The organism is Streptomyces sp. NPDC001858 (assembly GCF_053594615.1).
This window is the reverse complement of record NZ_JBSFEV010000025.1, coordinates 34177-46711: the sequence shown is the minus strand read 5'-3', so window position 1 is coordinate 46711 and position 12535 is coordinate 34177. Positions and strand designations below refer to the sequence as shown.

The window sequence follows — 12535 nt, the reverse complement described above, 5'->3', positions numbered from 1 at the left end:
AGATGTACGACCCCACAGTCGCCCGACTCACCTACCGGGCCCTGCTCGGCCGTCGCAGGGCCCTCATCCTGGGCGCCCTGCCCCTGCTGCTGATCGCGATCTCCGTGGTCGTGCGCGGCCTGGCCGGCGCCGACGACCAGACGGCGTCCGACCTGCTCGGCGGGCTCGCGCTCGCCACGATGGTCCCGATCATCGGCGTCATCGCCGGCACGGGCGCGATCGGCCCGGAGATCGACGACGGCTCCGTCGTCTACCTGCTGTCCAAACCGCTGAAGCGGCCGACGATCATCTTCACCAAGCTGATCGTGGCGATCGCGGTGACGATGGTCTTCTCGGCCCTGCCGACGCTGATCGCCGGGTTCATCCTCAACGGCAACGGCCAGCAGATCGCCGTGGCCTACACGGTGGCCGCCCTGGTCTCGTCGATCGCCTACGCGGCGCTGTTCCTGCTGCTGGGCACGGTGTCCCGGCACGCGGTGGTCTTCGGACTCGTCTACGCCCTCGTCTGGGAGGCGCTGTTCGGCTCGCTGGTCTCGGGCGCGCGCACGCTCAGCGTCCAGCAGTGGTCGCTGGCCGTCGCCCACAAGGTGGCCGGCGGGGACCTCGTCACCTCCGACGTCAGCCTGACCACGGCGACGGTGCTGCTGGTCGCGGTGACCGTGCTGGCCACCTGGTACGCGGGCCAGAAGCTGCGGGCGCTGACCCTCGCGGGCGAGGAGTGAGGAGCCCTGCCGGGCGGGCCGCTCGTTCTTGACGGCGGCTTCACCCGCACCTCTGCACACTGGGCGAAGCGGACAGCGCGCGCGACGGCGCGCGGACATTGCTGGGAGGACGGGGATGGCGGACGACAATGCGGTGAGCGGCGGTCGTAGGCCGTCCGAGGACGAGGTCTGGGACGACCTCGTCCTGGACGAGGACTTCATACGGGGCGCCGAGACGTCCGAGCCGTCCGCCCGAGCCCGGATGCTGGCCGCACGGTGGCGGGCCGAGGAGCCCGAGCCGCAGCCCTGGCGCTCCGACGACCCGCCCGCGGGCTGGTTCTTCAGCAAGGCGCGTCGACGCAGGTGGCGCCGCCGGTAGAGCCGCTGTCGGGCCGTGCCCGGCCCGGGTCGTCGCACGGTTGTTTTATTCGGTGGCGTCCAACTCGTCCCCCGGGCACAGTGGTTGTACCCGCGGGGCCGGAACGGGATCCGGCGCCACAGACCGGGGACAGACCGGGAGAGGGCAGCTCGACGATGCCGATGCACGGCATGGCGTCGAGTTCCCTCGAGGGCAGCCAAGGGCGGGTTCGGGTTCCGGAGTAGTTACGGCTCCGTCGCATCCGCCCCGCACAGGGGAGCTGCCCGGGGCGGCCGCTTCGAGCACGCGATGTCGCTCTCGCGTGGGCCGCCCTCCCTCCCCGGTCGCCGCCCGGTTCCCGGGGCGTCAGCTCAGCAGGCGTTCCAGGACGACCGCGATGCCGTCGTCCTCGTTGGACGACGTCGTCTCGTTCGCGACCGCCTTCAGTTCCTCGTGGGCGTTGGCCATGGCCACGCCGTAGGACGACCAGCCGAACATCGGGATGTCGTTGGGCATGTCGCCGAAGGCGATCGTGTCGGTGGCCTTCAGCCCCAGCCGACGAGCCGCCAGGGAGAGGCCCGTGGCCTTGGACAGGCCCAGGGGGAGCAGCTCCACGATGCCCTCGCCGGCCATCGCGACCGTGACGAAACCGCCCGCGGCCTGCCGGGCCGCCTCGGCCAGCGCGTCGTCCGACAGCTCGGGATGCTGTATGTAGATCTTGTTCAGCGGCGCGGACCACAGGTCGGACGCGTCGGTGAAGGGGGTCGAGGGGAGCGTGCCGGTGACCGTGTAACCCGGTCCCACCAGTACGTCTCCGGCCAGGCCGTCCCGGCTCGCCGCCAGGTGCAGCGGGCCGACCTCCGCCTCGATCTTGGCCAGCGCCACACCGGCCAGCTGCCGGTCCAGGGTCACCGAGGTCAGCAGCCGGTCCTCGCCGGCGTCGTACACCTGTGCGCCCTGGGCGCAGACCGCGAGGCCCCGGTAGTCGAGGTCCTCGAGGATGGGCCTGGTCCAGGGGACCGCGCGGCCCGTCACCACGATGTGCGCCGCGCCCGCCGCGGTGGCCGCGGCGAGGGCGTCACGGGTGCGCTGCGAGACCGACCCGTCGGAGCGCAGCAGCGTTCCGTCGAGGTCGGTCGCGATCAGGCGGTAGGGGAAGGCGCCGCTCACCTGGCCACCGGCTCCAGGATCTCCCGGCCGCCGAGGTAGGGGCGCAGCACCTCGGGCACGTACACGGAGCCGTCGGCCTGCTGGTGGTTCTCCAGGATCGCGACGATCGTGCGCGGGACCGCGCACAGCGTGCCGTTGAGCGTGGCCAGCGGGCGGACCTGCTTGCCCTCGCGGACGCGGATCGACAGCCGGCGGGACTGGTACTCGGTGCAGTCCGAGGTCGAGGTCAGCTCGCGGTACTTGCCCTGCGTCGGGATCCAGGCCTCGCAGTCGAACTTGCGGGCGGCCGAGGAGCCGAGGTCACCGGAGGCGACGTCGATGACGCGGAACGGCAGCTCCAGCGAGGACAGCCACTGCTTCTCCCAGGCCAGCAGGCGCTGGTGCTCGGCCGCCGAGTCCTCGGGCGTGACGTACGAGAACATCTCGACCTTGTCGAACTGGTGGACGCGGAAGATGCCCTTGGTGTCCTTGCCGTGCGAGCCGGCCTCGCGGCGGAAGCAGGGCGAGAAGCCCGCGTAGCGCAGCGGGAGCTTGTCCGCGTCGATGATCTCGTCCATGTGGTACGCGGCGAGCGGGACCTCGGAGGTGCCGACCAGGTAGAGGTCGTCCTTGTCGAGGTGGTAGACGTCCTGGGCCGCCTGGCCGAGGAAGCCGGTGCCCGCCATCGACTGGGGGCGGACCAGGGCGGGCGTCAGCATCGGGGTGAAGCCGGCCGCCGTGGCCTGGGCGATCGCCGCGTTGACGAGGGCGAGCTCCAGGAGCGCGCCGACGCCGGTGAGGAAGTAGAAGCGGGAGCCGGAGACCTTCGCGCCGCGCTCGACGTCGATCGCGCCGAGGATCTGGCCGAGCTCCAGGTGGTCCTTGGGCTCGAAGCCCTCGGCGCCGAAGTCGCGGATCTCGCCGTGCGTCTCCAGCGTGACGAAGTCCTCCTCGCCGCCCACGGGCACATCGGGGTGCACGAGGTTGCCGAGTCGCTGGAGGAGTTCCTGGGTCTCGGCGACAGCCGCGTCGCGCTCGGCGTCGGCGACCTTGACGTCGGCGGCGAGCTGGCTCGCCTGCTTCAGCAGCTCGGCCTTCTCGTCCGCGGCGGCCTTGGGGATGAGCTTGCCGAGCGACCTCTGCTCGGAGCGCAGCTCGTCGAAGCGGACGCCGGACGACCTGCGCCGCTCGTCGGCAGACAGGAGAGCGTCGACGAGCGCGACGTCCTCTCCACGGGCACGCTGGGACGCGCGCACACGGTCGGGGTCCTCACGGAGCAGGCGAAGGTCAATCACGCCGCCAAGGCTACCCGTGCGGGCTTGCGGCTCACGACTCCATTCCGACGCGCCTGCTCGCCGTTCCGTCCTTTGTCCAGAATGATGGCTTACGTTCCGCTATGGGGTAATTGCCGAGCGTGTCAATAAAAAGTGTCTCACTCCCTGGGACGGGCATGCGGCGGGCGCTGCGTTGACTCGATTCCCTTGTGGAAAGCGGGACTTGGAGGCGGCGTTGTCCACAGGTGTCCACACGCTCGGAATAGTTATCCACAGGGTGTGCGAAAGATCTGTGGACATCGGAATTGATCATTCCGATACCGCTGTACGGGGTCGGTAATTCCTTGCCCAAACCCGCCCCGGGCCCACTTTCGGGTGGAAATGGGTCGCCCAAAGGATTGATCCAAGGAAACAAGTGGACGAAGGGTGACCCGCGGGGCGAGGGCCTCGGGTGGGGGCAGTAGGGCGATTTGTCGACTGGATGGTGCTTCGTTGTCGACTTGTCCCCAGGTCGAGAAGCAGCCCTGTGGATAACTTCTGTGGATAACGAAGATGTGCAGATAGGACCGGGCCAGGCACTGGACCAGGCACCGGACCAGGACTGGGGCTGGGACCGGGCTAGAACCGGCCGTCCTGGCAGCGCGCGATCCAGTCCGACGCCGCCACGAACTCTCCGTCCGAGGTCCCGGGCAGTGGAGCGGCGACGTCCGCCACGCTCACCTCCGCACGCGGGTAGGAGCCCAGGAAGCGCACCTCGCGGCAGATCCGCTTCAGCCCCATGAGCGCCTCGGCCATCCGACGGTCGGAGATATGCCCCTCGGCGTCGATGCAGAAGCAGTAGTTGCCGATGCCGGCGCCCGTCGGCCGGGACTGCAGCAGCATCAGGTTGACGCCACGCGTGGCGAACTCGCCCAGCAGATCGCGCAGGCCGCCGGGATGGTCGTCGCTCTGCCACAGCACCACGGACGTCTTGTCCGCGCCGGTCGGCGCCGCCGGCCGGGCGGGCCGGCCCACCAGCACGAAGCGGGTCTGCGCGTTCTCGGCGTCGTGGATCCCGCTCTCCAGGGCGGTCAGCCCGTACCGCGCGGCCGCGAACTCGCCGGCGAAAGCGGCGTCGTAACGGCCCTCCTGGACCAGCCGGGCGGCGTCCGCGTTCGAGGCGGCCGACTCCCAGAGGGCGTCCGGGAGGTTCGCCTTCAGCCAGTTGCGCACCTGCGGCTGCGCGGCCGGATGCGCGGAGACCGTCTTGATGTCCGCCAGCTTCGTGCCGGGCCGCACCAGCAGCGCGAAGGTGATCGACAGCAGCACCTCGCGGTAGATCATCAGCGGCGCGCCCGCGACCAGCTCGTCCAGGGTGGTCGTGATCCCGCCCTCGACGGAGTTCTCGATCGGCACGAACGCGGCCTCGGCCTCGCCGCCGCGCACCGCGTCGAGCGCGGACTGCACCGACACATACGGGATCAGCTGCCGGGTGGCCGCCTCCGGAAGCGTGCGCAGGGCGACCTCCGTGAAGGTGCCCTCCGGGCCGAGATACGCATAGCTCGCTGGCATGACCTCACCCTAATGGCCCTTGCGAAGACAGGAGTACGTATCTCACGGCAGCCCCTGGAAGGAATGAATCCGTCCGAGGAGCCGTAACTTCACGAGAAGCCGCGGCTTCCCGCCGCGCTCGGCACCCGCCCGCCCGCTCGGCTTCCCGCCTACTCGGCTTTCCGCCCACTCGGCTCACGCCTCCAGCAGGCGTTGGCCCACGTACTCCCCCTCCGCCGCGCCGCCGGGCACCGCGAACAGGCCGCTCGCCTCGTGGCGGATGTACTTCGACAGAGCGTCGCCACGGTCCAGCTTGCGCTGCACGGTGACGAAGGCGCGCAGCGGATCCGCCTGCCAGCAGACGAACAGCAGGCCCGCGTCCGGAGTGCCGTCCGGGTCGATGCCGTCGTGGTACGAGAAGGGCCGCCGCAGCATGGCCGCGCCGCCGTTCTGATCGGGCCGGGTGATCCGGGCATGCGCGTTGAGCGGGACGACCAGATCGCCCTTCGCATCGGTCTTCTCAAGGTCCATCTCGGTCGTCTCGCCGCCCCCGGACAGCGCCGCCCCGTCGGACTTCCGCCGCCCGACGACCTGCTCCTGCGCCTTGAGCGACAGCTTCTCCCAGTCGTCGAGGAGCATGCGGATCCGGCGGACGACCGCGTAGGAGCCGTCGGCCATCCATGCCGGGTCCTTGGTGCCGGACGCCGGGACGAAGATGCGCTCGTCGAAGTCGGAGTCGGTCGGCTTGGGGTTGCGGGTGCCGTCCAGCTGGCCCATGAGGTTGCGGGCTGTCATGGGGTGGGCCGTGGCCCCCGGGGTCCGGTTGAAGCCGTTCATCTGCCAGCGGACCTTCGCCGCGCTGCCCGCGTCCTTCTGGATCGCGCGCAGGGCGTGGAAGGCGACCAGGGCGTCGTCCGCACCGATCTGCACCCACAGGTCGCCGTTGCTGCGGGTCTTGTCGAGGTGGTCGGAGGAGAAGTCGGGGAGCGGGTCCAGCGCGACCGGACGCTGCTTCTCCAGCCCGGTGCGGGCGAAGAAGCTGTTGCCGAAGCCGAAGGTGACCGTCAGCGAGGAGGGGCCGGCGTCCCGGGCCACATCGGTGTCGTCGTTCGCGGTCGCCTCGCCCGCCATCAGCCGCCGGGCCGTCTCCGACCAGCGGCGCAGCAGCGCGGCGGCCTCCTTGCGGCCCGCGCCGGCCGCGAGGTCGAAGGCGACCAGATGGCCACGGGCCTGGAGGCCCTGGGTGATGCCGGGCTGATGTTTCACGTGGAACATCGCCTGCCCGGACCCGATCGAGGAGAGCGGGGTCGCCTGTGCGGGCGCCGCCGCGTAGCCCGCGGCCGCGCCTGCCGCGCCGAGGACGAGGCCGGTGGCTCCGGCCGTGCCGAGCAGCTTGCGCCGCGTCAGACCGCCGTCGGGGGAGGCGGCGGAGTCGGGAGAGGAGGAATCCGACGGACGGCCCTCGGTAGGCAGCTCGGCTGCATGTGTCTTGGGCGTACCTGTCTTGGGCGTGCGTGTCTTCGGCGTGTCTGTCTTGGTGGCGCGTTTCTTGGGCGTGTGGGCCTCTGGAAGGGACTGGTCGGGCATGGTGCGGTCAGCCGATCTGCGCGTTCTTGGAGACGGTCACCTGGTCGATGTCGGAGGTCCGCACCGTCACGGCGATCTTCCACTCGCCGGCGATGGGGATCTGCACTCCGTTCGCCGACCAGTGGCCGGTGGTGATGTGGTCGGGGACGACGGGCAGCGGCCCGATGTCCTGGGCTTCGAGGGTGAAGGCGACCTTGACCTCGGGCACGTCGAACGCACGGCCGTTGGGTCGGGTCACATAGACGTGCATCTCGTTGGCGCCGGTGCGTGCGGGGTCGAAGTCCACGCTGACGACGCCCTTGCCGTCGGCGCCGCCGGTGTCGAACGACATGTCCAGCGTCAGGGCGCTCGACGTGGAGTCCGAGGAGTCCGCGGAGGGGTCCGTGGAAGAGGACGACGAGGAGCGGGTGGCCTTCGCGGCGTCCTGCTCCGTGCGGCCGGGCTCGGTCGACGTCAGGACGGTGGTGACGGCGAGCAGGACGACGGCGACGCCGGCCTCGGCGAGCACCGAGCGGCGCAGGCCGAAACGGTCGACGTCGGACTCCCGCAGCCGCTTCTGCCGCGTGGCGGCCATGGCGGCCTGCTGCCGGGCGAGCTGCGCGGCCCGCTTGGCGCCCGAGCCCCCGGAGCGGGCCTTGGCGCCCCCGGAGGCTGCCTTCGCGGCGGCGGTGGTCGTGGCGGTGGTCGCGGCGGCGGCATCGCCCGTCCCGGCCGAGGCGGCGACGGGCTCCTTCTCCGCTCCGGACGGTGCGGAGCCCTCGGAGGTGTCGGAGCCCTCGGAGGTGTCGGAGCCCTCGGAGGTGTCGGAGGCGTCGGACGCTGCGGAGGCGGACGCCTTCGTGTTCGCCAGCCGGGCCGTCCACCGGCGCGAGATCCACGCGACGCCGACGAGCAGCGCCACGAGACAGATCTTGATCAGCAGCAGCTGGCCGTAGCGGGTGTCGGTGAAGGCGGACCAGGAGCCGAGCTGACGCCAGGACTGGTAGACGCCGGTGACGACCACGGCGACGACGCTGCCGAAGGCGACCTGGGAGAAGCGGCGGACGGCGGTGGCCTCGATGGGCCGGTCGGCGGGCGCTCGGTACAGCGCGACGAGGAGCGCGGTGAGTCCGCCGAGCCAGGTCGCGACAGCGACGAGGTGCACCACGTCGACCGGCATCGCGAGGCCCGCCTGCAGTCCGGTCGACGCGTGCTCGGCCATGGCCCAGCTCGCCGCGATGCCGCCTGCCACGACCGATCCGCCGATGGCGAGCCCGAAGGTCAGATCCCGCTTCTCCTCGCCCTCGCGCTTGTCGTAGGCGCCGAAGAGCACGGCGATGAACAGCGCGGCTGCGGCGAGCAGCAGCAGCCGGGAGACCAGGGCCGCGCCGGTCTTGGTCTGCAGGACCTGGCCGAGGAGTTCGAGGTCGAAGACGTCGCCGAGCTTCCCCGAGCTGGCATAGGAGCCGCGCAGGAGCAGCAGGAACAGGGTGGCCGCGGTCATCGTCAGCCAGCCGGAGACGACGAGCCGCTGCAGCGCCCGTACCCCGGTGCCGCGCTGCCAGCAGGCCAGGACGAAGGCGGCCCCGCCGACCATCACGATGAACCCGGCGTACGACACATAGCGTCCGAAGCCGTAGAGCCAGCCGACGACTCCGCCGCCGGCCGTCTGATCGGACACCGAGACGCTGGTCTTGGAGGGGGCGCCGATGGAGAAGGTGTAGGCGCCGGCGACGGGATGGCTGTCGGCGGAGACGACCTGGTAGGTCACGGTGTACGTGCCGTCGGGCAGCCCGGCGTGCAGTTGCACCGCGTAGCTGGCGCCGCTGAGGCTGCTCGGCTTGCCGGTGTCGACGCGCGCGCCCTTGGGGTCGAGGACGCGCAGCGAGTCGTCGCTCAGCGAGACCGTCTCGGAGAAGGTCAGCGACACCTGAGTGGGCGCCTTGTCGACCACCACCCCCTGCGCGGGGTCGCTGCCGGTCAGCGCGGCGTGCGCGGACGCGGGTCCGGCGCCGGCGAGGAGCGCGCCGGCGACCGCCAGGAACAGCAGCACGAGCATCCGGACGCGGGGGGCGATGGTCTGCGTCAAGGTGGTCCCTCCCTCAGTGGCCGGTCTTCGGGTTGTACACGGCGGACTTCACCGGAATCTCGACCTTCACGGGGTCGGAGGCGGCGAAGTGCAGCTCGACGGTCACCGTCTCGCCCTGCACCGGCTTGCTCTTCAGCATCTCGAACATCAGATGGTTCCCACCGGTCTTGAACACGAGTTGACCGTGCGCGGGCACGTCGAGGGACTTGACCTCCTCCATCGACGACCCGACGGTCTCGTGGAGGGTGACGCTGCCCGCCGCGGCGCTGGTGACGGAGGTCAACTCGTCCTTCGTCCCGCCCTCGTTGACGATGGTCAGGAAACCGGCGGCCATCGTGTCGGAGACGGGTTGCGGAATGTAGGCGGCCCGGACGGACAACCGCGCCTTGCCGCCCGAGTCCTGGCCGTCCGAGCCCGACCCGCACCCGGCCAGCAGCAACGCCCCGGCGACCACCCCGGACGGCACCGCGAGAAGCCGCACAGACCGAGCAGACCGAGCAGACCAAGCAGACCGACCAGACCGACCAGACCGAGCAGAGCTCAAAGCACGCGCAGCGGACCTCACGGGTTCTCGCCCTTGATGATCTTGGGGAGGTCCTTGGTGTAGTCGTCGACCGTGGCGTCCTCGCCGTACAGGAGGTAGCCGCCGTTCGTCTTGGGGGAGAAGGCGACGACCTGGGTGCCGTGGGTGGAGACGGTCTTGCCGTTCTTGTCCTTGTGCGGCGCCTCGACGGAGATGCCGAGGGCGCGGGCGGCGGTCTGGATGGTCGCGAACTTCCCGGTCAGGCCGACGACCTGGGAGTCGATGCCCCTGAGCCACTTGCCGAGCGCGGCGGAGGTGTCGCGGTCCGGGTCGGTCGTGACGAACACGACGCGCAGTTCGTCCTGTTCGGCCTGGGGCAGCTGCTTCTTGGCGATGGCGATGTTGTTCATCGTCAACGGGCAGACGTCCGGGCAGTTGGTGTAGCCGAAGTAGATCAGCGTCGGGTGGCCCGCGGTCTCCTTGCGCAGGTCGTAACTCTTGCCCTGGGTGTCGGTGAGCACCAGCTCGGGCTTGGTGAAGGGCTGGTCCAGCACGGTCGCGGCCTGCTGCGAGGACTCCTCGGAGACGACGGCGACAGGGCTGCTGCTGTCGTCGCCGCCGTTGCTGCAGGCGGAGAGGGTGAGGGTGGCGGCGGAGAGCAGCGCGGCCACGGCGAACGTTGTCTTGCGCATAGAGAAATATCCCAGATGTGTGAAATCGGGCGTCGGGCGACCGCGGCCGCCCGACGCCGACGTGGGGCTCAGGCCTCGGTCGTCGTGGTCCGGCGGCGGCCGGCGAGCACGCCGTACGCCACACCTGCGGCGCCGACGACGATGCCGACCACGCCGAGGACCCGGGCGGTGGTGTCGCTGCTGTCGGAGTCGGCGGCAGCCACGGTCGTCGCGGCGGCGGCCTTGGCGTCGTCGGCCTTCTCGTCGGAGGCCGTATCGGCGCCCGTACCGTGGTGGCCGTCCTCGGCGGCGGCCGTCAGGGCCAGCACCGGGGCGGGGTTCTCAGGCTCCTCGGCGCCGTCCCCCTGAACCTCGATCCAGCGCACGACCTCCTTGTTGGAGTACGTCTGGATCGCCTTGAAGACGAGTTCGTCGGCGTCCTCGGGGAGCGCGCCGACGGAGACCGGGAACTTCTGGAAGAAGCCGGCCTCGATGCCCTTGCCGGTCGCGGTCCAGGTGATCTTGGAGACGGCCTGGGAGATCTGCTTGCCGTGCACCGTGAGGGGCTTGGCGAGCGTGGCCTTGGTGACGACGATCGTCCAGCCGTTGACCGGCTCCGGCAGCGCGGAGGCCAGCGGGTGGTCGGTCGGGAAGGTGACCTCGAGCTTGGTCGTCGAGGCGTTGTCGCGCTCGTTGGGGACCTTGAAGTCGACGACGGCGTAACCGCCCTTGGCGGCGGTGCCCTCGGCGGCGACGCTGACGTGCGCGAAGGCGGGCGCGGACAGGGCGAGCACGGCGGTACCGGCGACGGCAGCGGCGGCGGCGACGCGGGAGGCGAAACGAGAGGCCTTCATGACAGCGAGCACTCCACTCTGAGTGAGTCTGCGGGTGAGGAGGCGGGCGCACGGACGTACGCACGCGCGTGCCGCACGACAGCGGCCGTCCCCCCGGGTGTGGCGGAGTGCTGGTCGTGTCGCGTCAGGCGGCGAGGACGAGAACGGATACGGCCGGCGGGCCTCGTCTGATCACCGAGTGCTGCAGCGCGGTCGTCCGGGGCGCCGCCGACGGGAGCAGCGCGGAGGGCGGGACGCGCGGTCCCGTCCCGGGCGCGGCGGGCAGCCCCGTGAGCAGCGCGCGCACCAGTGCGAGCGCCCCGCGCAGGGACCGGACGAGCGCCCCCTCGGCGACGCCGTGGGCCGACAGGGCGAGCAGCCGCAGCAGGGCCGTGTCGCCGCGCCGCAGCAGCCAGCCGGCGGCGAGGGCCGCGAGGACGTGACCGAGCAGCATCGGCAGGGACGGCAGCAGGGCCATCGACGTGCCGGCGCTGGACAGCGCGTCGGCGGGATGGTGCGCGGAGTCGCCCATCCCGGTCATGCCGGTCATGCCGCTCATGCCGCGCCCGGCGCTCGCATCGGGGTAGAGCCGTGCGTCGATGAGGATCTGCTGGGCGCGGGCCGGGCTGATCGCGCCCGCGGCGGCCCCGCACACCAGCCGGGCCGCGCGGGCGACGAGCGTGGCGTCGGACGCGGAGAGCGCGGCCGAAGCCGACGTCGAGGCGGAAGCAGAAGCAGAAGCCGAAGCGGTAGCAGCGGCGGCGTGCTGGCCGAGTCCGAACAGCGTGTGCAGCACGGTCTGTCCGACGGCGAGCAGCGCCACGATGCCCGGCAGCGAGCGCTCGCGTCCGGCGAGCGGCGCCACGACCGCGAGGACCCCCAGGAATCCCGCGCCCAGCGTCCACAGCGGGACGGCGGCACAGGAGGCCAAGGTGTGCCCGGCGGCGGACAGCACGACGCAGACCGCGGCGAACACCGCGGCCCGCAGCAGCCGTAGATCGCGACCGGAGCGCTCGCTGTGGGGGACAGACATGGCGGGCTCATCATCGCACTGGCCGCACCGCCGTCATACGGCAGGTCCACAAGGTTCCCTACCATGCGGAAGATCAGCTTCTGATACGACTGTTACTGCTGATGTCTATTGAGTCCCCACATACACCGATTCCGGTCCCGAGTGCATCCCCCATATGGGCGGCATCACGTTGAATTCGCGCTTACATGCGCCCGCGCGCGGCAATACGTATCGGTATGTCGAGCCGCGGCCAGGAGGCTGGAGCATGAGCATCTGGTGGTCACTCCATCTACGGCGTGAAGCCGCGAGCGTGCCGCTCGCCCGCCGCCTGTTGCTCGGCACCATGGAGACGGCGGGCGTCGATCCCGACGTCAGCTACGACCTCTCGGTGGCCCTGACCGAGGCGTGTGCCAACGCCGTCGAGCACGGCGGGGACACCGCGCGCGGCGGCTGTTCGGAGGCGTACCGGGTCACCGCCTACCTCGACGGCGAGAAGTGCCGTATCGAGGTCACCGACTCGGGGCCGGGGTTCCTCGGCGGGCGTCCCGTGCCCGCGCCGGAGCCGGTGCGCATGAGCACCGACGCGGAACAGGGCCGGGGCCTCTTCCTCATCCGGGAACTCGCCGACCACGTCCACATCGGCAACAAGCCGGGGCGCGGCGGCGCGGTGGTGAGCTTCGACAAGATGCTCAAGTGGCGCAAGGACGCACCGCTCATGGCCGTCTGACCAGGCGTCGGCTCCGTCGCGAGGCGGGGATTTCAGGTTTCCCAGCACTCACAGGTTCCTCTCAGCGTTCGCCAATGTCGCTGACTGGTGGCGTTCCTACGT

Annotated in this window: 12 protein-coding genes; 3 read left to right on the top strand and 9 right to left on the bottom strand. The window is 70.9% G+C overall.

The window, feature by feature from the left end; genetic code table 11:
• The first annotated feature begins 2 nt into the window (after positions 1–2).
• Together ACWCPF_RS29460 and ACWCPF_RS29455 are read left to right on the top strand one after the other, a co-directional pair.
• Entirely contained in the window at positions 3–722 is a 720-nt protein-coding gene (locus ACWCPF_RS29460) for an ABC transporter permease subunit (RefSeq protein WP_451048129.1), read from the top strand.
• A gap of 115 nt (positions 723–837) precedes the next feature.
• Positions 838–1080 (top strand): SGM_3592 family protein, encoded by a 243-nt coding sequence (locus tag ACWCPF_RS29455; RefSeq protein WP_451048128.1) that lies wholly within the window; start codon positions 838–840, stop codon positions 1078–1080.
• Positions 1081–1425: 345 nt separating this feature from the next.
• Here ACWCPF_RS29455 and ACWCPF_RS29450 read toward each other — a convergent pair whose 3' ends face one another.
• The 9 genes from ACWCPF_RS29450 to ACWCPF_RS29410 all read right to left on the bottom strand — a co-directional run bounded on the left by ACWCPF_RS29450 (position 1426) and on the right by ACWCPF_RS29410 (position 11727).
• Positions 1426–2229 carry an HAD family hydrolase gene (locus tag ACWCPF_RS29450; protein WP_451048127.1) on the bottom strand — a complete coding sequence of 268 codons (804 nt, stop codon included), beginning with the start codon at positions 2227–2229 and terminating at the stop codon, positions 1426–1428.
• Positions 2226–3503, bottom strand: a complete 1278-nt coding sequence (serS, locus tag ACWCPF_RS29445; RefSeq protein WP_451048126.1) for a serine--tRNA ligase — start codon at positions 3501–3503, stop codon at positions 2226–2228. Before serS ends, ACWCPF_RS29450 begins: the two co-directional genes overlap by 4 nt.
• A gap of 597 nt (positions 3504–4100) precedes the next feature.
• Positions 4101–5033 carry a prephenate dehydratase gene (pheA, locus tag ACWCPF_RS29440; protein ID WP_451048125.1) on the bottom strand — a complete coding sequence of 311 codons (933 nt, stop codon included), beginning with the start codon at positions 5031–5033 and terminating at the stop codon, positions 4101–4103.
• A 174-nt stretch (positions 5034–5207) separates the two neighbouring features.
• Positions 5208–6599 carry an iron uptake transporter deferrochelatase/peroxidase subunit gene (efeB, locus tag ACWCPF_RS29435; protein ID WP_451048124.1) on the bottom strand — a complete coding sequence of 464 codons (1392 nt, stop codon included), beginning with the start codon at positions 6597–6599 and terminating at the stop codon, positions 5208–5210.
• A 7-nt stretch (positions 6600–6606) separates the two neighbouring features.
• The gene (locus ACWCPF_RS29430; protein WP_451048123.1) at positions 6607–8667 is read right to left on the bottom strand and encodes a copper resistance CopC/CopD family protein; all 2061 of its coding nucleotides are present in this window, start codon (positions 8665–8667) and stop codon (positions 6607–6609) included.
• Between the two features lie 13 nt (positions 8668–8680).
• Positions 8681–9148 carry a copper chaperone PCu(A)C gene (locus ACWCPF_RS29425; protein ID WP_451048122.1) on the bottom strand — a complete coding sequence of 156 codons (468 nt, stop codon included), beginning with the start codon at positions 9146–9148 and terminating at the stop codon, positions 8681–8683.
• A gap of 80 nt (positions 9149–9228) precedes the next feature.
• Positions 9229–9882, bottom strand: a complete 654-nt coding sequence (locus ACWCPF_RS29420; protein ID WP_451048121.1) for an SCO family protein — start codon at positions 9880–9882, stop codon at positions 9229–9231.
• Positions 9883–9950: 68 nt separating this feature from the next.
• Positions 9951–10715 (bottom strand): YcnI family copper-binding membrane protein, encoded by a 765-nt coding sequence (locus tag ACWCPF_RS29415; RefSeq protein ID WP_451048120.1) that lies wholly within the window; start codon positions 10713–10715, stop codon positions 9951–9953.
• Positions 10716–10839: 124 nt separating this feature from the next.
• Entirely contained in the window at positions 10840–11727 is an 888-nt protein-coding gene (locus ACWCPF_RS29410; protein ID WP_451048119.1) for a hypothetical protein, read from the bottom strand.
• A gap of 244 nt (positions 11728–11971) precedes the next feature.
• Between ACWCPF_RS29410 and ACWCPF_RS29405 the strand changes: the two genes are divergently transcribed.
• Positions 11972–12433, top strand: coding sequence for an ATP-binding protein (locus tag ACWCPF_RS29405; protein WP_451048118.1), 462 nt, complete (start codon positions 11972–11974; stop codon positions 12431–12433).
• Positions 12434–12535 lie beyond the last annotated feature (102 nt).